20 protein-coding genes are annotated in these 22,674 nt (G+C 42.6%); 11 read left to right on the forward strand and 9 right to left on the reverse strand.

Annotated elements, in window-relative coordinates; genetic code table 11:
* Positions 1-20: 20 nt before the first annotated feature.
* Entirely contained in the window at positions 21-941 is a 921-nt protein-coding gene (locus tag ACEN9X_RS22035) for an alpha/beta fold hydrolase (protein ID WP_413667181.1), read from the reverse strand.
* Positions 942-1,023: 82 nt separating this feature from the next.
* Here ACEN9X_RS22035 and ACEN9X_RS22040 point away from each other — a divergent pair, with 82 nt between their 5' ends.
* From ACEN9X_RS22040 to ACEN9X_RS22065, 6 genes are all read left to right on the forward strand, one after another.
* A complete protein-coding gene (locus tag ACEN9X_RS22040) occupies positions 1,024-1,806 on the forward strand; it encodes a Rossmann-like and DUF2520 domain-containing protein (RefSeq protein ID WP_413667182.1) in 783 nt (260 codons plus the stop codon).
* A gap of 19 nt (positions 1,807-1,825) precedes the next feature.
* Positions 1,826-2,158: a 2Fe-2S iron-sulfur cluster-binding protein gene (locus ACEN9X_RS22045; protein ID WP_091211301.1), complete on the forward strand. Its 333-nt coding sequence runs from the start codon at positions 1,826-1,828 to the stop codon at positions 2,156-2,158.
* Positions 2,159-2,246: 88 nt separating this feature from the next.
* On the forward strand, positions 2,247-2,489 hold the full coding sequence (gene iscX / locus ACEN9X_RS22050) for a Fe-S cluster assembly protein IscX (RefSeq protein ID WP_121227630.1): 243 nt from the start codon (positions 2,247-2,249) through the stop codon (positions 2,487-2,489).
* A gap of 145 nt (positions 2,490-2,634) precedes the next feature.
* Entirely contained in the window at positions 2,635-3,156 is a 522-nt protein-coding gene (locus ACEN9X_RS22055) for a KdsC family phosphatase (RefSeq protein WP_091211302.1), read from the forward strand.
* Positions 3,157-3,287: 131 nt separating this feature from the next.
* Positions 3,288-3,860, forward strand: a complete 573-nt coding sequence (locus tag ACEN9X_RS22060; protein ID WP_413667183.1) for a Maf family protein — start codon at positions 3,288-3,290, stop codon at positions 3,858-3,860.
* Positions 3,861-4,097: 237 nt separating this feature from the next.
* Positions 4,098-4,766, forward strand: coding sequence for a DUF4136 domain-containing protein (locus tag ACEN9X_RS22065; RefSeq protein WP_413667184.1), 669 nt, complete (start codon positions 4,098-4,100; stop codon positions 4,764-4,766).
* A 49-nt stretch (positions 4,767-4,815) separates the two neighbouring features.
* Here the strand turns inward: ACEN9X_RS22065 and ACEN9X_RS22070 are convergent, their stop codons facing one another.
* The 3 genes from ACEN9X_RS22070 to ACEN9X_RS22080 all read right to left on the reverse strand — a co-directional run bounded on the left by ACEN9X_RS22070 (position 4,816) and on the right by ACEN9X_RS22080 (position 12,446).
* Entirely contained in the window at positions 4,816-5,013 is a 198-nt protein-coding gene (locus tag ACEN9X_RS22070) for a hypothetical protein (RefSeq protein WP_413667185.1), read from the reverse strand.
* A 15-nt stretch (positions 5,014-5,028) separates the two neighbouring features.
* Entirely contained in the window at positions 5,029-9,879 is a 4,851-nt protein-coding gene (locus ACEN9X_RS22075; RefSeq protein ID WP_413667186.1) for a T9SS type A sorting domain-containing protein, read from the reverse strand.
* Between the two features lie 581 nt (positions 9,880-10,460).
* Positions 10,461-12,446: a M1 family metallopeptidase gene (locus ACEN9X_RS22080; RefSeq protein ID WP_413667187.1), complete on the reverse strand. Its 1,986-nt coding sequence runs from the start codon at positions 12,444-12,446 to the stop codon at positions 10,461-10,463.
* Positions 12,447-12,576: 130 nt separating this feature from the next.
* Between ACEN9X_RS22080 and ACEN9X_RS22085 the strand changes: the two genes are divergently transcribed.
* From ACEN9X_RS22085 to ACEN9X_RS22100, 4 genes are read left to right on the forward strand one after another with little or no spacing between them, the layout of a single operon-like run.
* Positions 12,577-13,329 carry a prolipoprotein diacylglyceryl transferase gene (locus ACEN9X_RS22085; protein WP_413667188.1) on the forward strand — a complete coding sequence of 251 codons (753 nt, stop codon included), beginning with the start codon at positions 12,577-12,579 and terminating at the stop codon, positions 13,327-13,329.
* On the forward strand, positions 13,322-14,719 hold the full coding sequence (locus ACEN9X_RS22090) for a radical SAM protein (RefSeq protein WP_413667189.1): 1,398 nt from the start codon (positions 13,322-13,324) through the stop codon (positions 14,717-14,719). The genes ACEN9X_RS22085 and ACEN9X_RS22090 overlap by 8 nt, the downstream gene beginning before the upstream one ends.
* A complete protein-coding gene (locus ACEN9X_RS22095; protein ID WP_413667190.1) occupies positions 14,716-14,997 on the forward strand; it encodes a hypothetical protein in 282 nt (93 codons plus the stop codon). Before ACEN9X_RS22090 ends, ACEN9X_RS22095 begins: the two co-directional genes overlap by 4 nt.
* Positions 14,998-15,024: 27 nt before the next feature.
* On the forward strand, positions 15,025-15,288 hold the full coding sequence (locus ACEN9X_RS22100; RefSeq protein ID WP_413667191.1) for a hypothetical protein: 264 nt from the start codon (positions 15,025-15,027) through the stop codon (positions 15,286-15,288).
* Here ACEN9X_RS22100 and ACEN9X_RS22105 read toward each other — a convergent pair.
* The 5 genes from ACEN9X_RS22105 to ACEN9X_RS22125 all read right to left on the reverse strand — a co-directional run bounded on the left by ACEN9X_RS22105 (position 15,285) and on the right by ACEN9X_RS22125 (position 20,474).
* Positions 15,285-16,211, reverse strand: coding sequence for an exopolyphosphatase (locus ACEN9X_RS22105; RefSeq protein WP_413667192.1), 927 nt, complete (start codon positions 16,209-16,211; stop codon positions 15,285-15,287). The genes ACEN9X_RS22100 and ACEN9X_RS22105 overlap by 4 nt on opposite strands.
* Before the next feature lie 95 nt (positions 16,212-16,306).
* Positions 16,307-17,560 (reverse strand): ABC transporter permease, encoded by a 1,254-nt coding sequence (locus ACEN9X_RS22110; RefSeq protein WP_413667193.1) that lies wholly within the window; start codon positions 17,558-17,560, stop codon positions 16,307-16,309.
* Positions 17,553-18,473 carry an ABC transporter ATP-binding protein gene (locus ACEN9X_RS22115; RefSeq protein WP_413667194.1) on the reverse strand — a complete coding sequence of 307 codons (921 nt, stop codon included), beginning with the start codon at positions 18,471-18,473 and terminating at the stop codon, positions 17,553-17,555. Before ACEN9X_RS22115 ends, ACEN9X_RS22110 begins: the two co-directional genes overlap by 8 nt.
* 57 nt (positions 18,474-18,530) lie before the next feature.
* Complete coding sequence (locus ACEN9X_RS22120; protein ID WP_413667195.1) at positions 18,531-19,190, reverse strand: hypothetical protein; 660 nt, start codon at positions 19,188-19,190, stop codon at positions 18,531-18,533.
* A 135-nt stretch (positions 19,191-19,325) separates the two neighbouring features.
* Positions 19,326-20,474, reverse strand: coding sequence for an exo-alpha-sialidase (locus tag ACEN9X_RS22125; RefSeq protein ID WP_413667196.1), 1,149 nt, complete (start codon positions 20,472-20,474; stop codon positions 19,326-19,328).
* Positions 20,475-20,665: 191 nt separating this feature from the next.
* Between ACEN9X_RS22125 and ACEN9X_RS22130 the strand changes: the two genes are divergently transcribed.
* The gene (locus ACEN9X_RS22130; RefSeq protein WP_413667197.1) at positions 20,666-22,639 is read left to right on the forward strand and encodes an alpha/beta fold hydrolase; all 1,974 of its coding nucleotides are present in this window, start codon (positions 20,666-20,668) and stop codon (positions 22,637-22,639) included.
* The last annotated feature ends 35 nt before the right edge of the window (positions 22,640-22,674 follow it).

A 22,674-nucleotide genomic window follows, 5' to 3' on the forward strand; every position in this document is an offset into this window, starting at 1 on the left:
GCTTCGGCTGTTTTTACCAATCATCCCTTCAAAAACGAAAGGATCTTAGCATTCACCGTATCAGCCTTTTCTATCATCGGTAAATGAGCAGCACCATCAACAGGGAAAAAATCAACCTTCAATACGCTGCGAATAGAATCGGCAAAACGTGGTGACAATGTTTTATCTGCTTTTCCCCATATCAACAATACATTTTTGCCGGTATTATTGAGGCAGGTATTACTTTGCTTACCATCCTGGTGGTAATTGTACATGGTTGAAACCAGCGCATTCCTGAAACCTTTAAATCTCATTTGTGGCAGATAACGTTTTATCCACTCCGGATGATTTTTGGGGTAAAGAAAGTCAGTTGTTTGGCCGTTGGCCCGTTCGTCGGAATTTACGGCTTCGTTGTATAAGGTAAAACATTGCGGAGACGCCGGTTTTTTTTGCTCATATACAGGATCAACAAGAATTATTTTATTAATCAGGTTAGGGTGGCTGCAGGTAAAGTTGGTTATTACCGCTCCGCCGAATGAAACGCCCGCTAAATTTACTTTGTTCCCTAATTTAAGCTGATTGATGAGATCAAGAATTTGCGTATTGTAAAGGTCTTGATTATATGGAACATCCGGCCTGTCTGAATAGCCACGACCGTACATATCATAGCGTAAAACCCGGTAACCTTTTTTTATCAAAAAATCATATGTTGGGTCCCAGATATAATAAGGTACGCTAAAGCCGTGAACGAGTATAATAACCTGGGCGCTATCAGGACCTTCAAGCTGATAATGGGTTACGCCCTGGCTTAATTTGATAAAGCTGCCCGGAATGTTTTTGCGGCTGGCATCGGTTAAGGTTTTGGTTTCTTTATTGTTATATCTATAGAAGCCGTATAGTATTAATGACGCGGCCCCGACAAGAAATATCACAATTATAATGCTTACTTTAAGTATTTTCATGCGGTATTAGATGTTGGTTCCTAAAATACAGAAATATTTATACTACAGTTAGTTAAATAATTATATCCATTGTAAAGATTATATGAACATAACCATAATAGGCTCGGGCAACGTTGCTACGCATATGGCGGCTGCATTTAAAAATGCCGGGCATCGCATTATGCAGATATACAGCCGCAACATGCAGCATGCTGCTTTGCTGGCCTACCATGTAGGTGCTGAAGCTATCGATAACCTTGACAATATCAACCCCGATACAGGGTTGTTTGTTGTTTCGGTTAAGGACGATGCTATAACGACTGTTGTTAAAGCGCTATCTGCCCATAAAAAGTTAATAGTACATACATCGGGTTCAACCGATTTGAATAGTTTGCTGGCTTTTACTCCAAATGCCGGGGTTTTTTACCCCCTGCAAACGTTTAGCAAGATAAGAGAGGTAGATTTCAGATCCGTCCCGCTCTGTCTTGAAGGAGCTGATGATCATGTTCTTGTTGATTTAAAGCAGCTTGCATTTACCATCAGTAACAATGTATATACCGTTAACTCGGCCCAGCGTAAAATATTGCACCTTGCAGCAGTGTTTGCCTGTAATTTTCCTAATTATTTGTACGGTGTTGCACAGGAGTTGCTGGCACAAAATCAGATGGAGTTTAGCATGTTGCGCCCGCTGATCCTGGAAACGGCCCAAAAAGTATTGGAGCAAGAGCCCCGCAATGTGCAAACCGGCCCTGCGGTGCGTAATGATGAAGGCACCATGGCTGTGCACATGCGGATGCTGAGCGATATGCCTATGTTACAGGATGTTTATAATTTATTAAGTCAGGGTATTATCAAAAACAATAAAGGGCTTACGGCAGACGAGTAATTTTGTTACTTTTGCCTAAATGAACATTTATAAAATAAAGGTCAATTTCGAGGAGAAAGGGCACGAAAGTGTTGAGTTGCCAATTGCCGAAGGAGAATCTGTATTAGACGTATGCCTGGAGAACGGTATTGAATTACAGCACAATTGCGGTGGCGTTTGCGGATGCAGCACCTGCCATGTTTATGTAAATAAAGGTATGGATAACATCCAGGAAATATCCGATAAGGAAGAGGATTTTATTGACAGGGCTGTTAATCCGCGTATCAATTCGCGCCTGGGATGCCAGTGTGTGATTGTTGATGGCGATATTGAAGTTACTTTGCCTGACCAGTCGCAATTTTTAGGCCACTAATATTTGCATCAATCCGTTTAAACAATAAATAAAACGTATAATTTACAACGTATTAGCGTACCCCGGGTAGTACGTAAAATCAATAAAAATGAGCGATAATAAATTTGCCTTGCCAATTCACTGGAATGATTATGAAGATATTGCCATCGAACTTTACGAAAAGTTTGGTGACGATTTTGACGAATCAAAAATATACCGTATCCGTTTTACTGAACTGCTTGACTGGGTATTGAGCCTGCCTAATTTTGCAGGTACCCGTGCCGAATCAAATGAAGGCCACCTGGAGCAGATTCAATCGGCCTGGGTATACGAATGGCGCGATAATCAATAGTTGGCAGTTTTAAGTTGGCGGTTTGCAGTTTTAAATTTGCAATTAGCAGTTTAATACGGGTTAAACATTCAGTAATCCAAAAAATCGGTGAGATCACCTCAAAGAATCGGTGTAATCATCAAAAAAAATCGGTGTAATCACAACCATGGAATCGTTCCTGAATAAATTAAAAGATATTACTACCCTCATTTTTGATGTGGACGGTGTTTTGACCGATGGGTCTGTTTTCGTAACAGAATCGGGAGAACAAAGTCGTGCCTTTAACATTAAAGATGGCTATGCATTGCAATTGGCCGTTAAATGTGGTTACAATGTTTGTGCAATATCGGGCAGCCGCTCAAAAAGTGCTATGTATCGTTTAAATAGCCTGGGCATCCAGGATGTTTATATGGGGACTCATACTAAGTCGCAACGGTTCAAGATCTATCTTGAAGAAAAAAGTATTATTGCCACTAACGTATTGTACATGGGTGACGACATTCCCGATCTGGAGGTGATGAAACTTGCAGGTTTACCTGTTTGCCCTGCCGATGCCGTTGAAGAGATCAAAGCGGTTAGCGCCTATGTATCGCCTTATGGCGGTGGCAAGGGTTGTGCCCGCGATATCATCGAGAAAGTGCTCAAAGTTCAGGATAAATGGATGAGCAAACAGGCATATAGCTGGTAAGGGGTGGTTTATGGGCTATGGTTCATAGTTCATGGCCTTTTATATGGTATAGAATAAAGCGATTGCTATAAAACAGTCACGAGTACCCGCTGTTACCATGATCTGTGAACCAATAACTATGGACTAAAGATATGCACACTATCCCCCCCGTAATTCTCGCATCAAAGTCACCAAGACGTCAGGAACTGCTCAGGCTTATGGATGTTGATTTTAGGGTGGTGCTCAAAGATGTTGATGAATCATATCCCGAAGGGCTAACCCCGCCCGAAGTCGCTTTACACATAGCCCGTAAAAAAGCCGAAGCATTTGATGAAACGGTAGGGGAAGAGGTTGTACTTACCGCTGATACCATAGTTTGTATCGACGGCCTGATATTAGGTAAACCCGAAACCAGGGAACATGCTATTGAAATGCTGCAACTGCTATCGGGCCGTGTACACCAGGTTATTACAGGTGTTTGTTTACTTTATAAAGGGCGCTACAATAACTTTTACGACCTAACCGAAGTATTCTTCCGCAAACTTTCACATGCTGAGATCAGCAATTATGTAGCTAAATATCAGCCGCTTGACAAGGCCGGATCATACGGTATCCAGGAGTTGATAGGTTTGATAGCCATTGAACGCATTGAAGGCTCATATACCAATGTTGTTGGCTTACCTACTGAAAAGGTTTACGCGCAGTTAGCCGCGTTAAATAAATAATCCTTAATATTTAATAAAGACAATATTTCTTATACAAATGGTGCAAGCATTGTGCTAATACTTGTGTATGGGATGCTTGTGCTTTCCGGGTTTGTTTTATTCGTCGTAACAATTTAGCTAAACATCGTTACTTTTTAATAAAGCGTATTCTTTCGGCATATTTAAATAAATAATTACATAAATTAAACCTTTGTTTCCTGCATAGTCTAATGCTTTAAATAAAGGGAGTAATTTGTCATGAAAAAAACTATTAATACAGGGCTGGTGTTTTTGCTGGTGGCCACCTTGTCTGCTTGCAGCAGCTACAATTATTACACCGCAGCCCGAAACAAAACAGATTTATCCGCTTACCGTACATTTGCCTGGCTACCTCCTGCAACCATGACCAATAAAGCCGGCGCAGTTGTAAAAAAGGAAGTGGCTGATGAAAGAGTTAAGGATGCAGCGATATCGGCATTGGAAAACAAAGGTTTAAAATTTCAGGAAAACAATCCCGATTTGATGGTGAGTTACACCACAGTTACAGGCCGGGGTATGAAAACTGAGTTTTATCCTGCTTACTACGGCGGCTATCCGGGCTTCGGTTTGGGTTTTGGCTGGGGTTGGGGCGGCGGCTGGGGCTACCGTCCGTTTTATGGCTATGGCGGCTGGGGCTGGGGATATCCTTACGGATATGGTTACGGCTATGGCGGCTACGCCCGTGTACCTTACAAAGAGGGCACGCTGATCATCGATATTATGGATGCCAGGTCACGCAAATTGGTGTGGCGTGGTTTTGGCGTAGGTGAGCTGCACAATCCGCAAAGAACAGTAAAAGAATTGCCGAAAGTAGTTAATGGCATTATTGAACAGCTGGAGCTTAACCAGGTACAACAACAGCCTCAGGTGCCGATGAGAAAAGCATAAGAAATTTGCTGATCAATTTATTGAACTAATGCAAAAATCCCTTTAGGCCTTAGGCCTGAAGGGATTTTTGTTTGCGGTACAAATGAATTGCAGCAAAAACAAATGCAGCTACAGCAAAAACAATAACCCAGGTGTCAAGCGGGCAGTAAGCGTCGTCATCTGCGTTATCGCAGGCAAATATTTGAGCAAAGCAGCCTAAGGTTGCTATTACCCAAACAAGGATCGTCAAAAAAATCTTCTTTATCATATGCACAAATCGCTTTTATAGTTTTACAAATTTACCGGTGCCAATCAATTGCCTGGTTTTGTTGTCGGTAACCCTTATTATGTATGTTCCGGGCACAAAACCGGCCACGTTGTTTTTCCAGTACAATTGAGTAATATTTACTGTCTTCAATAGTACACCACTACTGTTAGTTAATTGAATATTATAGTTTGCCGATGAGTTGGTTTGCGATATAGTTAAGTTTACCGTTTCGTGTACAGGGTTTGGATAAATGGTAAGCAGGCTGTTGCTTATATTATTTTGAGTATTGGCATACATTAACGGTAACTCTTTTGACAGACTGATATCATTGTTTAAATCAGTTAGCTGAACGCGATATTTATTTAGGCCTTTTGCCGGATTAGGATCGGTATACGAGTAGGTGCCTAAGCCGTTTGATTGCATAACATTCAGGTCTTCCCAGGTTTTGCCGTTATCAACGCTTCTTTGCAGGTTAAATGAGCTATAGTTTGCCTCATTTTCAACAACCCAGGTTGTTTTAGCCCCGTCACTTACTTTCACGGCGTTAAAATCAATCAGTTTCAGGCCCAGCGCCGGATTTTGGCGCATTATCAGTTGAAAGCGGTCTTTCCCAAAAGTAGCCGCAATGCTTTTATCAATATTATAGCTGTAAGCGTTGTTGTGTTTCAGATCCACTGAATCTTTGGTGAAATTATCTTTAAGCCATACTTCGTAAATGGCGGGCAGGTCTTTAACATCGGTTAATTTAATTTTATAAGGGCCTGATGTTGTTGCATCTGCAAAGAGTGGGATTGTTGCCTGGGTTTTTCCAGGTAGCGGACGATGGTGGATGCTTGTTTTTACGCCGTCGCTAGTTAAAGCCGAAAAGCTTTCCAAAGCACCGTTTCCGCCAAGGTCTTCAGCATCTTTATTTTTGTCGAAATTAGCGGTAGCCCATTTATCAAAAACCAGGGCAACGCCATCAAAATTAGCCTCATCTTTTTCAAGCAGTAGGTGCATAACGGGGCTTGGTTGCGAAACCGGTTCGCTTACACTGGTAGCGGCAATAGGAGTATTTGCTGCGCTCATAAGGGCTTTATTACCGGTGCCTAAAGTCTGTGCAATAGGTGTTTTGTCTTGCGGTAAGCTGAAGACTCCGGTAAGCGAAGTTGATAAAGGCTGGGTAGTTACCTTGGCCGATTCCCTGAAGGTTAAAGCCTGCCCGCTACCGTTTGCTATAACAAAAAAGCCCTGGCCGCTTGCTATCATATTACTTGCCGCGCCGCCAACTACGCTTTGAATACCCGGGTTAACGGTTGTGGTGGTATCGTTAACCGAAGTTATCTGCCCTGCATTTTGCTGGTAACTCTCATAGTTTTTTGTTGTTAAGTTGTAAACCCATATAAAAGCTAATGGTGGTACATTTGCCGCAGTAGTTGTATAAATCTGGGCTTTTTGTCCGGAAATATAAATTGAAGAGGCGGCATTGGCATTACTGCCTGACGTTCCCTTACGGTTAAACTTTTCAAAATTTATGGTGCTGGCATAAGGGTTGCCCACAAGGTTATAACCTTGCAGGGTGTTAACAGCCGGGCTGGAATATTGTAAGGTTGATGCGCCGTTATACCAGTTTGCTACGGTGATGTTGCCCTGGTTTAACGTTCCTGTTTCGGTCATCGTGGTGGGCTGCGGAACGTATGTAGAAACTACTGCAGTGCTTATAGAGCCTGCAAGGGTACGATCTCCACGGAAAAAGAATATAAAACCATTGCCGGCACCTATCGACCTGGTACCGGTTTCCCCATCAAAAGAATATGGCGATGTTAAGCTATTAACCCCCCTGAAATAGCCGGATGTAAAGGAGCTTTGGTTTGCAGCCTGGCTTTCTTTAAAAAAGTAAATAGAGGGGTTATTGGCCCCGGGCGAAACATCAAAGCCACCTGCGGCTAACGTGGTGCCGGTAACAAACGCATTGTTTTTAAGATATGCCAATGTAAAAACAGGGCTTGAAGTACCTGTGTTAACAGAAGAGGTTAACAAGCGATACCCTCTGTATTTTGACGCGCCGCCGTTGATATAACGTTGCACATTTACGTTACCGGTAATTGCAGTACCCGAGGGGATACTTGCAACAGTGGCCGAACCCGTAGCATCAGAGTTTAATGTTAAAACACCACCGGCAGCTAACGTAGCAGTACCTCCCATGGTAAGTATGCCTGAAGAAGATACCGCGAATTTACCAGTGCCCGACATAGTTTTGGTGCCACTGCCGTTAACCGTAACATTATTGAATTTTGTGCCGTTTGTACTGTTATCGGTAAGGGATTGCGCACCTGCCTTACTGAAGAAAACAGTACCTGTACCAGGTGTAAATGTTCCGGTGTTGGTATAATCGCTATTATAAATTACGCTTCCCGAGCCGCAGGTAAAAGTACCTGCAGTATTGGTATATGCGCCGGTGAAAGTTGCTGTGCCTGATCCTGTTGTAATAGAAGAGCCAGATGAATTACCATAAGTGCCAGTGAAGGTAAGCGTGCCTGAGGCTCCCGTTATTACCGAACTGTTAGTGGTATTTCCGGTTATTGCGATACTTCCGGCATCCTGTGTTACGTTTGCCGAATTTGTCCAGTTGCCGGTAACCGCTATATTGGGATCATTGGTGTTGAGGTTTATTGCCCCTCCGCTGGTGATCCAGTTTCCGCTTACAGTTAATGCACCTCCGTCAACAGTTTTAGCTGCTGCACCTGATAAAGTAAGATTATCATAATTAGAAGGACTGGAACTGATAAAGCTGTCGCTGGTAGCATATACTGTTTGCGTACCCGAAGTAGCTGAATAGTTCACAAGTCCTGTACCGCTGCCTCCGGTGGTGAAATCAATAGTACCGCCAGTAGCAGCGCTTATTGGAGTATTGCCCGTTAAGTTTAAAGTAGTAGCCCCGGTGCCGGTATCCATATCAACTAAGGCGGCATTGGTTATAGTATTGAGACCATCATTCCTGTTTACATAGTTTGAGTTGGTAGTTGAGATATTACTTACAGTTAACGTACCCGAGTTTAGATGAAATGTTGCGTTGTTAACAGAATAATTTTGCAAAAATATCAGTGCATAGGTGCCAAGCGCCGAAGAAGTAGTATTTAGTGTTAATGAATTAGTGATGTTAAATACCGGAACTGTAGCATTTATTATAGTTGTGTTTGACGTTGGGGTGGTAAGCGCAGTAGGCGCGGGAGGTGTAGTGTTATCGCCTAATACAAATGAATTACAGTTTAATGTACCAGTTCCTGTACCTGTAATGGTTGTTGTTACACCGCCGGCACTACTATTGTGATTTTGGGTAATTGCGCCATTTACAGTAAGTGAATAGGTGGTATTGATAGTTAAAATAAGCGATGGCGTTCCGGTTAATGTACTTTTTGTTGGGCCAAGTATCAGGGATGCAACGTTAGGCACAGTACTTTGTACAATAGGCTGGTTTTTAAACGATACTACACCTATACGTGCAACGTTGCTTGTAGTTGGCACTGTTGCCGGGCTCCAGTTGCCGGTGTTATTCCAGTTATTATCTGATGCACCAGTCCAATCGATTGCGTTTACAAACGTTATAGTATTACCGCTTGATGAAGGGCCGGTATAAGTTATTGCTGTACTGTTGCCATTACCCATAAGTGTACTAATGCTTGTCGGGGTAATAGTGCCGGTAGGGCTGCCGCCGTAATTAAGCTGGCTTTTTACAGTACCCGTCCAAAAATAATAGCCTGGTACTGAGTATGAACCATCGGTATTACCCGAACTGGTTATAAGGTCGCCCACGCTATAACTTTGCATGGCATTTCCTGTATAATTCATTGAACATATCAAGGCATCAGCTGATGTTGAATAGTATGAATCGTCAGATCTGTAAAGGCTTCCGGAACCGTTGAAATAAGCTTCAAAACCTGCGCCGGTTGTGGCGATTACCAATTGATTGATAGTAAAGTTACCCCTTGATATTATTTTTAACCCGTAAAGGATCACGCTTTCGCTTTCGTAGTAAGGAGGCTGGGTTACGTTATTGGCTGTTCCGTTTGCGCCCGTTGTTGTAAATTGAAGCACACGGGTATACATATCAAAATTATCCCATTGAAACCTGCCGGCAGTTGTGCATGTGGATTCAAGATAGGAGTAATAATAGGTGCTGAACCCGCTGCCCGTTGTTCCATTACTTGACGCAACAAGGGTTTTGGCTGTTGTCATACCCGCTACAAAAACATCCTTAAAGATTGCCCAGCGACCATCTTTCAATCGTTGTACTTTGATCATGTAGGTTTGCTGATCATTAGCCATAGTTGCGTTTAGCAATTCATTATAGCGGCCGTTACCTGTGTTGGAATCATACCTGTACCTTAAACTGAGTGTTGTGCCGGTGTGGGTTATATAAATGCCCTGCATGGTATTGGTGGTATAACCATTGGCAATAAGCCAATACCGCCATGAGTTGTTGCCAACCGCCATTGCATCAGGATCATCCGGACCGGTTGCACTATTGTTTTTATAAATGAAATTCCACTCAAAATCATTCTGAGTCATGTCAATGCTTCCTGATGTGCCGCTCCCGACAAAATCCCAGCGAATTGCACTTATGGCATTGGTTGCCGGCACTGCCGATCTCAAACTTACCGAACCATTTAATGGACTTGTAGTTGATGCATCAATGGTAATTGATGAACTTGTGCGGGTTGCATTACCAACACCGCTTGCGCCTAATGAAGTTATATTATTGGCTGAAGCAGTTTCAAAGTTATTGTAATAGTAGGTAAGATTATCACTGGTTTCCTGGGCCGTAACTCTGTTAACCAGGCACAGAAAGTATCCGGCAAATAAAACGCAGAGTAATTGTGTTTTCAAATTATTAGGTTTTAGGGAGTAATTGCAATAATGGTGCTGACTTAATAAAAATGCTATTAAAGTACGAATTTTAACTCGAAATGACTGTTGTGTTGCCAATAGTGCACTCTATTTTTGATGTTTATTAAGAAAATGGAAAATTTATGAAATTTAATTATTGATTATTATTTACCCGGTTTGGGGAATTTTTTTCCCTGCCGTTTTAATCAATAAGCATGTGGTTTACCTATAGTGATGAGTAATTAATTAGCACAAAACGGTAATTTTTTTTTAAATACTCCGGTTTGGAGTAAGGTTTTTTGGTTGCTGCCAGGAAAATTGAGCCAAATAACTCATTGAAGATGGTATTGCGAAGTGCTGTGCGGAATGCTTTAAAAGAGAAAAGGCATGAGTGTTCAACTTTTAAAAAGAAGGGTGTTCAGTTTTTAGAACTATGAATTTTTAAGTTGTTGATTATCAGTAAGTATTTGTTCATTTGTTATTTTGTCGATAATGTAAATAATTGATAATCAGTATCTGTTGTTTTTAAAAAATGCGCCAGGTGTTCAACCTAAAAAAGTTGAACACCTGGCGCATTTCCTCTATTTAACCTTTTGGCTGTTATTACCGCGATTAAGATCGGGCAGGGCGGCGTCGGGGTCAATGGCCACTGATTCGGCTTCCTGCGTTGTAGGCAGTGTATATGTAATTTGTCCGGATTGCAGCCAGGTTTCAACCGGCAGGTAAAAACGTTTTTTGCTGCTGTCTTTAAATTTTACCTCAACAGTAAACGGCATAGGTAACTGTTCTTTATTCACTACTTTGATGGTAATGCCTTTGGACGCATCTTTACCTGCGTATTTTGCGTCGATAAGCGCTATATCAACCAGCCAGTTATTGTAAAACCAGCCTTTCCAAAACCAGGAAAGGTCTTCGCCGGCCCCGTTCTCTATCGACCTGAAAAAGTCATCAGGCTGCGGGTGTTTAAAAGCCCATTGGTTGATATAATTTTTAAAGGCATAGTCAAACCTGTCTTTTCCTAATATTTGTTCGCGCAGCAGCACCAGGCCGAATGCCGGCTTATAATAGGTGAGGGGATGGCGGTATTTTTCGGGAATAGCATCAGGAGCTGTCATAATACTCGGCGATTGCGGATCAAGCAGCGAAGGGATGATCTCATCGGCGGGATTACCGCCTCCGGGTGCGTATTCGCTATCCCGTTTGGGAGCATATTCTCCCTTGTTGAAAGCATCAGAAGCATATATATCTATAAAAGTGTTGAGGCCTTCATCCATCCAGGCATAGCGGCGCTCGTTTGATCCTACAATCATCGGGAACCAGTTATGGCCTATCTCGTGTGCTGTTACCCAGTAAAGCACGCTGCCTTTATCGGTAATGCCGTCAAACACAATACCCGGATACTCCATGCCGCCGGCAATGCCCGCTTCGTTAATAGCAACAGGGTAAGGATATACAAACCATTTTTCTGAAAAGTATTCTATTGATTTTTTCAGATATTCGGTAGCCCGGCCCCATGCGTCGTTACCATAGCTTTCGGCAGGATAAACGCTCATCGCCAATGATTTTTTGCCACCTGGAAGGTTAACCCTTGCTGCATCCCAGATGTAAGCTTTTGATGCACCAAAGGCAACATCGCGGGTGTTGAGCATTTTAAAATGCCAGGTAAGGGTCCCTTTGTTAACCGGGCGACTGGCAGGATCATTAACCTCGGCCAAATCGCGGATCATGATAGTTTTGTCGCTGTTGCGGGCCTGATCTAAGCGGGCTATTTGTTTTGCCGTCAACACCTCTTTAGGGTTAAGCAGCTCGCCCGATCCGGCCACGATCATGTCCCATGGTACGGTTACCGAATAATCTATGTCGCCATAGTCGAGGTAAAACTCGCCGCTGCCCAAAAACGGCAGGGTATCCCAGCCGTGGCTGTCGTCATAAACGCACATGCGCGGAAACCACTGGGCAATTTCGTAGATCTTGCCATTTTTGGTATCGCAATAGTTCGTACGGCCACCAAAGGCGCCCGGAATAGTATAGTGATAATTAATCCGCAGTTTAATAGCTCCTTTTTGCAGCGGATGTGCAAGGCGCACCTGCATACGGGCATCGGTAATTACAAAAGGTACAGCTTTAACAACATCGCCATTGTCAACAGATACAGATTCTATCTGGTAACCGCTGGTATGCTGATCTGCGCCGGGCGAATGGTCGGTAAAGAAGTTGGAACGGGCATCCTGTTTATAAGTATTTTGATCAAGCTGTAACCAAAGGTAGGGCAGGGCATCGGGACTGTTATTGGTATAGTTGATCACTACGGTACCGCTTATGGTTTTGCTTACAGTATCAAGTTTTACTTTCAAGGTATAGTCGGCCCGGTTTTGCCAGTATTTAGGGCCGGGAGCGCCATTGGCCGAGTGAAAGTCGTTACCCTTTTCGGTATAAAACATAGGCGAAAAAGCCGCTGCCGCGTTGTAGTTTGATGAAGTATCGTTAGGATTGAGTTTCCCTTTTTGCGCCGACGCGCTGAGTGCTAAAACCGACATTATACCTATGCCGATAGATCGTAATTTCATGGTGTGTATTTAAGCGCCCAATATACAAAGGATGGCGCTAAATTTGGGTTTTATGAAAAAGTTAAGAAATGTACACGCTTACGGCTATTATAAAAAAACATATTTTAGAGCTTTATTATAAAAGATAACCTTGCACTTCCCTGTAAACATACCTTTTGGCCGGTCATCCATCCCGGTACATTTTGTTTGCGAAACATTGTCGTATTTTTTAGGTTACCGGTATTATGCCTGGTTGCGTAAACATTCGGCAGATAAGATCAGTGCCGATCACCGGCTTATTATTTTTATCGGCGCGGCAGCGGGTGCATTTATCGGCTCGCACCTTGTAGGGATTTTTGAAAATCCGCCTTTGCTGTTTTCGCATTTCAATATCATCTATTTTATGGGCAACAAAACCATAGTGGGCGGTATGCTTGGCGGATTGATAGGCGTTGAACTTACCAAAAAGCAGTTAGGTGTAACCGTATCGTCCGGCGATTTAATGGTTTATCCGCTCATCCTGGCTATGATTATTGGCCGTACCGGTTGTTTTTTGGCCGGCCTGGAGGACGGCACTTATGGCATAGCTTCCAATTTATCATGGGCTATTGATTTTGGCGATGGTATCCGGAGGCACCCCACTAACTTGTATGAGATAGTGTTTTGGGTAATGCTTTGGCTTATACTGAAACTCATTGAACAAAGCCATCGCTTTGTTGATGGTGCAAGGTTTAAATTGTTTATGGTAAGCTACCTCATTTTTCGGCTACTGGTTGAGTTTATTAAGCCCGATTACTTTTTTAGTTTTGGTTTATCGGTAATTCAGTTAGTTTCTATGGCCGGCATTTTGTATTATTATAAAGTATTTTTATATCCTAAAAAGCTGTTTATAAGCCATGCCTGAACGCCCGTATATATATTATGATTTTACGTTGAGCATTTGCTCCACCTGTTTGCGTCGGGTTGATGCCAAAATTGTTTTTGAGGATGATAAGGTTTACGTGCTTAAAAACTGCCGGCAACATGGTTTTGAAAAGGTGCTGATAGCCACCGATGTGGAATATTATAAAAACTGCCGCAACTATGCCAAGCGAAGTGAGATGCCGCTTAAATTCAATGCCAAAACACATTATGGCTGCCCGTATGATTGCGGCCTTTGCCAGGATCATGAGCAGCACTCATGCCTTACTGTTGTGGAGGTTACAGACAGGTGTAATTTAAGTTGCCCCACCTGCTACGCCATGTCATCACCTACTTATGGCAGGCACCGTACTTTGGCCGAAATTGAACAGATGCTGGATGTAATAGTGGCAAATGAAGGTCAGCCCGACGTAGTGCAAATCAGCGGGGGAGAGCCTACCGTGCATCCGCAGTTTTTTGAAATTCTGGATATCGCTAAAACAAAACCCATTAAGCATTTAATGGTAAATACCAACGGTATCCGGATTGCTAAGGATGAAAATTTTGTAAAGCGGCTGGCAACCTATATGCCCGATTTTGAGATTTACCTGCAGTTTGATTCGTTTAAAAAAGAGGCGCTTGAACAATTGCGCGGCGAGGATTTGCGCGACGTGAGGCAAAAGGCCATTGAAAATCTAAACAAGTATAATCTGTCGACAACGCTGGTAGTTACGTTGCAAAAAGGTTTAAATACTGATGAGTTAGGGGCAATTATTGAATATGCATTGAAGCAGCCCTGTGTTCGCGGGGTAACTTTTCAGCCTACCCAGCAGGCCGGCAGATTAGAGAACTTTAATGAGCAAACAGACCGTTACACCTTAACTGAGGTACGCAGCGCTATATTGGAGCAAACGAAAATATTTAACAAAAACGACCTGATCCCGGTGCCCTGCAACCCTGATGCCCTGGTGATGGGCTATGCCCTTAAGCTGGGCGGCGAAGTGATCCCGCTAACCCGTATGATCAATCCGGATGACCTGCTGGATAATTCAAAAAATACCATTGTTTATGAAAACGATGAACGCTTGAAAGGGCATCTGCTTAATATGTTCAGCACAGGTAACTCGGTTGATAAAGCGAAAGAACACCTGCATTCATTGTTATGCTGCCTGCCCGAAATTGATGCGCCAAGCTTAAGCTATGACAACCTGTTCAGGGTGATAATTATGCAATTTATAGATGCACAAAACTTTGATGTTCGTGCCATCAAAAAATCATGTGTGCATATCGTAAATAAAGATATGCAGATCATCCCCTTTGAAACCATGAACCTGTTTTACAGGGATGATAAGCGGGAGTACCTTGAACAATTAAGAGGAGAGATTTTGGTATGACAGAGGAAGAACAATTACAACCACAAAATCAACATCCTGATAACAAGCAGCCAAGTGGTATCAAGATAGTAGGGCTTAATCTGGCAGTATTTGTTGGCTATACACTGCTTAGTATGCTGACCAGCGGCGGGCTTATATTCGCCGGATTGCTAATGATTGTCCAAGTTGTAGTTTGTGTTACACTTTCATTGTATTTCCGTAAGTGGAGTTGGTTTTTAGGTGGCCTGCTGGTTTTAATAATTGGATTTTCAACATGTGTTTCACTGGTAAGGGTTTAGTATCCCACAAGTTGATATAAAATTAAAATGGAAACGTTGAAGAAAGGCTCAGGTGGCAATAAAATGATAGTTGTAGGCGTCAATTTAGCGATATTAGCTGCTTATACTATATATTTTAGATGGGTTGCTAATGAAGAGCTTATTATAATAGCCGAAGCCTTCGTTATTTTTTTGCATGTAATACTGTGCCTGATATTGGCAATTTTTGCCTTGAGAAAAGAATTTTTGTTTAGCGCACTCGTAGTACTGCTGATCGGTTTTTCATCATGCTGGGTTGTTTTCTCCATTTAGGTTAACATCTCTGCCAAAACCCCTTCTTTTAATGAGTTAGTACACATACTTACCTTGTGAATATCCAGCGCATGCATAATAAAACGGGTAACCAAAGAAGCAGCTACGATCATATCAACCCGCACCGGAATAATTCCCGGATTACCCAATCGTTCTTTATGGCTTGAAAGAATCAGCTTATTGGTGATGGTTAACAGCTCTTCTTCATCAAAATCATAATGCTGGATACTTTTCAAATCAAAGGGCCGGGCCTTTTCTGTTTCGATCAATCCGGCAAAAGTTTCAAATGAGCCTGATGAGCCAACGAGGGTGTCAATTTCAATACCTGTAGTGGCGATGAACAAATCATTCAGGGTATCCTCGAGATACAAATTCATAGCCTCGATAGATGCCGGGGGAATAGGGTCGGTGTGATGGAACTGATCCATGAGGCGGGCAGCGCCAACTTCAAAGCTTTGTTTCCACAATATTTTATCTGCGTTGCCCAAAATAAACTCAACGCTGCCTCCGCCAATATCCATGATCAGGGAGTTTTTGGCCGATAAGCAGCCGCTTAACTTTACACCGTTGTAGATAAAAGCAGCTTCCTGTTCGCCGTCAATAATTTCGATGGCGATGCCTGTTTGGACTTCAACCTCTGTAATGAAATCTTTTCCGTTTGAGGCACTTCGCAAGGCCGAAGTTGCTATTGCTCTTACACTGCTAACGTTGTTGGCCGCGATAAGTTCGTGAAAGCGTTGCATGGTATTTACGCCACGTTGAAAAGCATCTGGCAAAATATGGCCTTTGTTAATACCTCCTTCGCCTAACTTAACGGCTTCTGTAATATGTACAATTTCATGGTAGTCATGGATCTCGCCTTCGGCAATCAATAAATGGAAGGTATTTGTACCCAAATCCATTACTGCAACGCTTTTACTCATACGGCTAAAATAAATAATCCCCGAAAATGTTTTCCATTCCCGAGGATTTTATTCGGTAAATCCGAAATCGAACATCCGATATCCGAAATCCAAAATTATTCTTTATAAAAGAACCACTTAACCAGTTCTTTATAGCTTGCTTTTTTGCCATACATTAACACACCTACCCGGTAGATCCGTGCTGCAACATAAGTAGTAAATAAAAAGCCAATAACCATCATACACATCGAAACAGCTACCTGCCATATTGGTGGATCAAACGGGATACGCACCATCATCGCTACCGGTGCAGTGAAAGGGATCATGGACAACCATACTGCCAGTGGACTGTCCGGCGCGCGGAACAATACTGATACTGCCAAGAAGTAAGTGAACAGCAAGGGTAAGGTAATAGGGAACATAAACTGCTGGGTTTCCGTTTCGCTGTCAACTGCCGAGCCCACAGCTGCAAACAGGGCAGCGTATAAGAGGTAGCCGCTTAAAAAGTAAAATATAAAGCAGCCCATAATATATCCAAATGGGATAGTTTGTAATACCGCAAGCGCATTTACCATAGGGCTGGTAGGCGAATTAAAAGAGTGCCCGGCGATTTTGGTAGATATAATAGATAAAATTATCCAGGCGCTAAACTGGGTTAAGCCAACCAGGCCCACACCTATAATTTTGCCGAGCATTAACTGAAATGGCTTTACTGAAGATATAACCACCTCAATAATGCGGTTGGTTTTTTCTTCAATAACACCGCGCATTACCTGCCCGCCATATATGAACAATGATATATAAATAATGATAGCACAAGCTATCCCAATTAAAATATTAGCGCCGATATTCGCATTCTTGTCACCTTTATCAGAAATTTCGATCGAACTTACAGTGATATTGGTCCTCTTGATAGAGCGCAGCAGCGAAGTGTCAATATGATGCCTGATGAGGTTATTTGAAAAAGCGATATCGCTCAATTGCTTTTCAATTTCTTCAGATAGGGGGATAGATGCCTTCTTTTTTGAAAATATCTGTACCGAATCTTTCTGCATGTAGTTTACCGGGATATATAAAATAGAAATGCCTTCACTATCCTTTAGTAGTTGTCTGGATGATTTGAGATCGGTGAGCGCATAGGTGAACTTTATGTTGTTAGCGTCATGAAATTTATTAGCGAAGTCACCGCTTTTATCAATTACGTTAACTGTTTGTAACGATGATAATTTGTCGCTGCTATCGGCAACCATCTTTACAACAATACCCATAAGTAATATTAACAGCGGTACCACAAATATCATGATGATGAATGATTTCTTGCGTACCCGTGTCAGGTATTCGCGCTGTATAATGAGTAATACTTTATTCATGGCCCGCTGAGTTTAGGTTAACTTTTTCGATAAATATTTCATGCATACTGGGTATTACCTCCTGCAGCATATTTACCCTTGCTTTTGGGATAAGGTATTGTAAAACATCGTTTGAGTTATTTTCGCCTGTAAGTTTTATCTTGATGGTATGACTGCCATCATCAGCATGAGTTTCGCTAACCAGTTCAAACGGTTGATTGCCATCAAATGCTATTTGTTGGCCCGTGTATTCAATAAAATAGGTTTCGCTACGATAGGAGTTGCGAATGTGTTTAACCTTACCATCCAATATCTTGTGCGATTTATGGATGAGGGCTATGGCGTCGCAAAGCTCCTCGACAGATTCCATGCGGTGGGTAGAAAATAAAATGGTGGCGCCTTTTTTATTTAGCTCCAATATTTCGTCTTTAATCTGTTCGGCATTTACAGGGTCAAATCCGCTGAAAGGTTCGTCTAATATGATCAAATCGGGTTCATGCAGTACAGTTGCTACAAATTGTGCTTTTTGTTGCATACCTTTTGATAACTCTTCGATTTTCTTTTTCCACCAGGTTTCCATTTCAAGCTTCTCAAACCAAAACTTAAGGCGTTTTTGCGCTTCGGCACGGCTTAAGCCTTTTAATCTGGCCAGATAGATCATTTGTTCACCAATCTCCATCTTTTTGTACAGGCCTCGTTCTTCGGGTAGATAACCTATCCGTTCGATGTGCGATTGGTTAAGTCTTTCGCCATTAAAATAAATCTCGCCCGAATCAGGGGCAGTAATTTGGTTTACAATACGGATAAGCGAAGTTTTACCGGCACCATTAGGGCCAAGCAGGCCAAAAATCTGACCGCTTTCAACCTCTAAACTTACATCACTGAGTGCACGGTGACCTGCGTATTGTTTAACAATATTGCGGATGCTTAGCATTTGTTAAGGTTTATGTATCTGTGTTTTGCCTTGTTAGATGAAATTAAGCAAAAAAAGTTACAAGTTGGGTTTATCATATGGGGGCCAGTCGGGGTTTTCAACGTCATAAAATGGCTTTTGCAATTGCCGGCTATTAAGCACATTTAAAGTGGTTACTGCGATATAAATTCCGGTTGTCGGAACTATAAGGTATACGAGCCCGATGTAGCGGATGTAGAGGATATAGCTGGAAGTCCCGATAAGGGAAAGTGCCCTCGGCACAATCATGTAAAATATAATAATAAATAACTCACTTAAGGTAAAAAGCAACAGAGGTAACTTAAATACGGTATCACGCAGCAAGGCGGCCATAATCACAATACATACTATTACTAACATATTGATAGTTCCATTGATCTGGTAAAATATTATCAATGGCTCTCTGTTGATTTGAAAAAAGCTGATGGCTGTATTAACTAAACCAGATATTAGGCTATAGATCAAATAAATGATGAACACGTTAACTATGAAAGGTTTTTCGTTGGTGTATTTTAAAATACCTATCACAAATACCATTAACCAGGCAAAACAAATGACAGGCATAAATGAAAACAAAGGTCGTACTACGTCTGGTACCGTGAACGAAATGGTTTGCATGGCATACAGGAGTATCAGAGCCAACATACTGATAATGCACGCAGTAATGGTGAGATAAGCGGTATCATGTGTAGGTTTCATAAGCAGGGTAGGTTTAAATTAAGTTAATCGCAATTAGCTTAAAGATAATAACGTAAGGCTGTTTATTGAAATAAAAAAACGGCGTGATTGTTTTGATACAAAATACGCCGTTAGCTAATAAAGCGGGTGCTTGATTTATTTCAGTTGATTCAAGCTAAACCTCAATGTTTCAATGGCCTCTTTTTGCCTTGAAATAATCACGTACATATAGCCATTATAAACAATGGTATGGGGGTAACCATATTGCCCGCCTTTCCACAGGCCTTCTTTTTTAAGATGATATAGCTCATTAGCTATAATATAATTTTCATCAAAGCTTTTACCATCTTTTGATAGCGAGAGCACCAGCGGGTTGCGGTCATAATGGTGCAGGGTATCGGGGATACCTACATAATAAAAACGTTTATCGGGTAACCTGCCCAGGTGAAACTTGCTGTCATTATCTGAAAAAGGGGCCTCCACCGGCCGCGACCAACTGCTGCCGTTATCCTTGCTTTCGGTAAGCCATAAATGGCCTTTCCAGCCTTTACCGGTCACCCTGAGCAGCATATGCAATACGTTGTCATCAGTTTCAAAAAATGAGCCTTCGCAAAGCGGGGGGAGCCCCGATTTTGCAGCGGGAGCATAAAACATAGCCGGGTTATCCTGCTTATAAAGTGAATCAGGATAAAAACTGCTTAGTTTCCAGCCCGTAAGTCCGCGGGGATCATCTGTGTAAGGGAAAGTGAAATTACCACTAATGATCAGTCTGCCGCTATTGGTAACTTCAGGCCCGTGGTTGGGTACAACAGGCAAATGCATATCAAGTGGTTGGCTCCAATGCTCACCGTCGGTACTGGTTTTAGCCCATAAATGGGTGTTATTGCGATGTTTGTCGTAGTCGCCATAATAGGCTACCAGGGTTCCTTTATATTGATAAAGCCCGGCGGCAGTGAGTACCGTGAGGGTATCGTTGATTTTGCCCGGAGTAGCTAATATTTTTAATGGCGACCAGTGTTTGAAATCTTTAGAAGTAGAATACACTACTCTTTGCCCCGGCGAATCCTCGTCAATCATTCCGTTGCTCCATATGGCCACAAAACGGTCTTTAAAATGAATGATGGATGCGTGATGGTTATAAAGCCACTCTTTATCGGGCGAGTAGATCATTGACCGTTCAATGTTTAACCTGGGTACTCCGGCTTCGGTTTGATAATTGTTGCGAATGGCCGGGGTTTGAGCATGGATATTAATGAGGGATAAAAAAAGGCAGATAACAAAAAGGAACTTAAATTTTACAGACATGATCCTAATTAACGTAAATTATCCGGTTAGTGGAAACGGAGTTGATAATTGGCGGACCATTTTGGACTGGTATCTTTAGTGTGCTGCGACATTAATATGCGAAAATTTTATAACAAAATCATGGCAATCCTTTTATCCCATAAATCAAGGTTCTTTTACTAAATTACGGGCTCTATCAAAATACATCATTTATGAAGCGAGCCTTACTCTTTATATTCACGCTTTCTGCTGTTTGTACCGTATATGCCCAACAAAAAAAAGCTTTAAAACCGGCTGATGTTTATCGGATCCCAACGGTAAGCGACCCGCAATTGTCGCCCGATGGCAAGTGGGTGGCTTATAGCGTTTCTGAAGTTGATACCGCAAAAGACCGTCGTGTATCACACCTGTGGATGCAGAGTTTTGATGGCAAAGAATCTATCCAGCTAACTCACGGCGACGAAGCGGCCTCGTCGCCGCGCTGGAGCCCGGATGGTAAATATTTGTCGTTCCTCTCTTCGCGCGATTCAAAAACAGGTTCGCAGGTTTGGCTGATCGACCGGCGTGGTGGTGAGGGTGCTAAGCTAACCAATATTAAAGGTGACTTAGGCGACTACGCCTGGAGCCCCGACGGCAAGCGCCTGGTAATGGTGATAGGCGACCCGGAAAACAAAGGCAAAGAAGAGCCTAAAACGCCAAAGCCAATAGTTATTGACCGTTATCATTTTAAGCAGGATGTAGTTGGATATCTTCAGCACTTGCATAACCATCTTTATTTAATTGATGTCGCCACTAAAAAGCTTGATACTTTAACCCGGGGCGATAAAGATGAAAGTTCGCCGGTGTGGTCGCCGGATAGCAAAACCATCGCTTTTGTCAGTAACCGAAGTGCCGATCCTGACAAAAACCAAAATACCGATATCTTTACTATTGACGCCCGCCCTGGTGCCAGTATGCTGCAGCTTACTACCTGGAGTGGGAGGGATGGCAACCCGCAATGGAGCCCTGATGGCAGGTATATTTCCTATCTCCGTTCAACCAGCGATGCCGATTACATGATGTACGATCAGAGCGTGGTATGCATTATGGATGTGGTTGGCCAAAATAATAAACCGCTTACCCTGCAGCTTGACCGGCCTGCTGCCGCACAAACCTGGGCTAAAGACAGCAAGAATATTGTATTTATTGTAACAGATGACCGCACGCGTTATTTAGCCAATATCAATATCAACAGCGGAAAGATCACTACGATAAACAAAGGCGATTACGTTTTTAACGATATAGCTACCAATCTTTCGGGCAATTGGATAGTACAAAAAACAGATCCATACACCCCTGCGGAATTATTTGCCTTGGAAGATAAAAAACTACGCAGGCTTACATTTCATCATGATGAATGGCTAAATACCGTGCAACTTGCTTATGCCAAAGGTTTTGAATCAACAAGTTCTGATGGTACCAAAGTGTCGGGGATAGTTTTAACGCCTGATAGTGTTCCAAATAAAAAGTATCCGCTAATCTTGTTTATTCACGGTGGCCCGGTTGGGCAGGATGAATTTAGTTTTGATGCTATCCGGCAAACGTTGGCGGCTGCCGGGTATGCCGTAGCGGCGGTAAATTATCGCGGTAGCAACGGTCGAGGATTAGATTACTGTAAAGCCATTTATGCCGATTGGGGCAATAAAGAGGTTAAGGATTTGCTTGGTGCTGTTGACGAATTAGAGAAATTAGGCATAGCCAACCCCGACAAGCTGGGCATAGGAGGCTGGAGTTATGGAGGCATCCTAACTGATTATACCATTGCATCTGATACCCGCTTTAAAGCAGCGGCCAGTGGTGCAGGCAGCGCGTTACAGCTTTCTGTTTACGGCAGTGATCAGTATGTGTTACAGTATGAAAGCGAGATAGGTGTGCCATGGAAAAATGCCGATAAGTGGATCCAGATCTCATACCCGTTTTTCCATGCCGATAAAATAAAAACACCGGTAATGTTTATGTCAGGTCTGCGGGATTTTAACGTACCAACCATTGGCAGCGAACAGATGTACGAGGCGTTAAGAACACAAGGTATCCCAACCGAATTGATATTGTATCCTAATCAATTCCATGGCCTTACTAAGCCAAGCTACCAGGTAGACAGGTTGCAGCGTTACGTGGAATGGTATGATAAGTATTTGAAAAAATAGCATTTTGATACGTCTCAACTGAGGCTTTTTAATCG

Source organism: Mucilaginibacter sp. Mucisp86, from assembly GCF_047324315.1.
Classification (GTDB): domain Bacteria; phylum Bacteroidota; class Bacteroidia; order Sphingobacteriales; family Sphingobacteriaceae; genus Mucilaginibacter.

What these genes read in the sequence shown, in the direction of transcription:
- ACEN9X_RS22120 (WP_413667195.1), bottom strand. Translation starts at nt 19,190, where the DNA reads ATGAAACCTACACATGATACCGCTTATCTCACCATTACTGCGTGCATT.
- ACEN9X_RS22095 (WP_413667190.1), top strand. Translation starts at nt 14,716, where the DNA reads ATGACAGAGGAAGAACAATTACAACCACAAAATCAACATCCTGATAAC.
- ACEN9X_RS22110 (WP_413667193.1), bottom strand. Translation starts at nt 17,560, where the DNA reads ATGAATAAAGTATTACTCATTATACAGCGCGAATACCTGACACGGGTA.
- ACEN9X_RS22090 (WP_413667189.1), top strand. Translation starts at nt 13,322, where the DNA reads ATGCCTGAACGCCCGTATATATATTATGATTTTACGTTGAGCATTTGC.
- ACEN9X_RS22105 (WP_413667192.1), bottom strand. Translation starts at nt 16,211, where the DNA reads ATGAGTAAAAGCGTTGCAGTAATGGATTTGGGTACAAATACCTTCCAT.
- ACEN9X_RS22070 (WP_413667185.1), bottom strand. Translation starts at nt 5,013, where the DNA reads ATGATAAAGAAGATTTTTTTGACGATCCTTGTTTGGGTAATAGCAACC.
- ACEN9X_RS22035 (WP_413667181.1), bottom strand. Translation starts at nt 941, where the DNA reads ATGAAAATACTTAAAGTAAGCATTATAATTGTGATATTTCTTGTCGGG.
- ACEN9X_RS22040 (WP_413667182.1), top strand. Translation starts at nt 1,024, where the DNA reads ATGAACATAACCATAATAGGCTCGGGCAACGTTGCTACGCATATGGCG.
- ACEN9X_RS22100 (WP_413667191.1), top strand. Translation starts at nt 15,025, where the DNA reads ATGGAAACGTTGAAGAAAGGCTCAGGTGGCAATAAAATGATAGTTGTA.
- ACEN9X_RS22080 (WP_413667187.1), bottom strand. Translation starts at nt 12,446, where the DNA reads ATGAAATTACGATCTATCGGCATAGGTATAATGTCGGTTTTAGCACTC.
- ACEN9X_RS22130 (WP_413667197.1), top strand. Translation starts at nt 20,666, where the DNA reads ATGAAGCGAGCCTTACTCTTTATATTCACGCTTTCTGCTGTTTGTACC.
- iscX (WP_121227630.1), top strand. Translation starts at nt 2,247, where the DNA reads ATGAGCGATAATAAATTTGCCTTGCCAATTCACTGGAATGATTATGAA.
- ACEN9X_RS22125 (WP_413667196.1), bottom strand. Translation starts at nt 20,474, where the DNA reads ATGTCTGTAAAATTTAAGTTCCTTTTTGTTATCTGCCTTTTTTTATCC.
- ACEN9X_RS22055 (WP_091211302.1), top strand. Translation starts at nt 2,635, where the DNA reads ATGGAATCGTTCCTGAATAAATTAAAAGATATTACTACCCTCATTTTT.
- ACEN9X_RS22065 (WP_413667184.1), top strand. Translation starts at nt 4,098, where the DNA reads ATGAAAAAAACTATTAATACAGGGCTGGTGTTTTTGCTGGTGGCCACC.
- ACEN9X_RS22045 (WP_091211301.1), top strand. Translation starts at nt 1,826, where the DNA reads ATGAACATTTATAAAATAAAGGTCAATTTCGAGGAGAAAGGGCACGAA.
- ACEN9X_RS22060 (WP_413667183.1), top strand. Translation starts at nt 3,288, where the DNA reads ATGCACACTATCCCCCCCGTAATTCTCGCATCAAAGTCACCAAGACGT.
- ACEN9X_RS22115 (WP_413667194.1), bottom strand. Translation starts at nt 18,473, where the DNA reads ATGCTAAGCATCCGCAATATTGTTAAACAATACGCAGGTCACCGTGCA.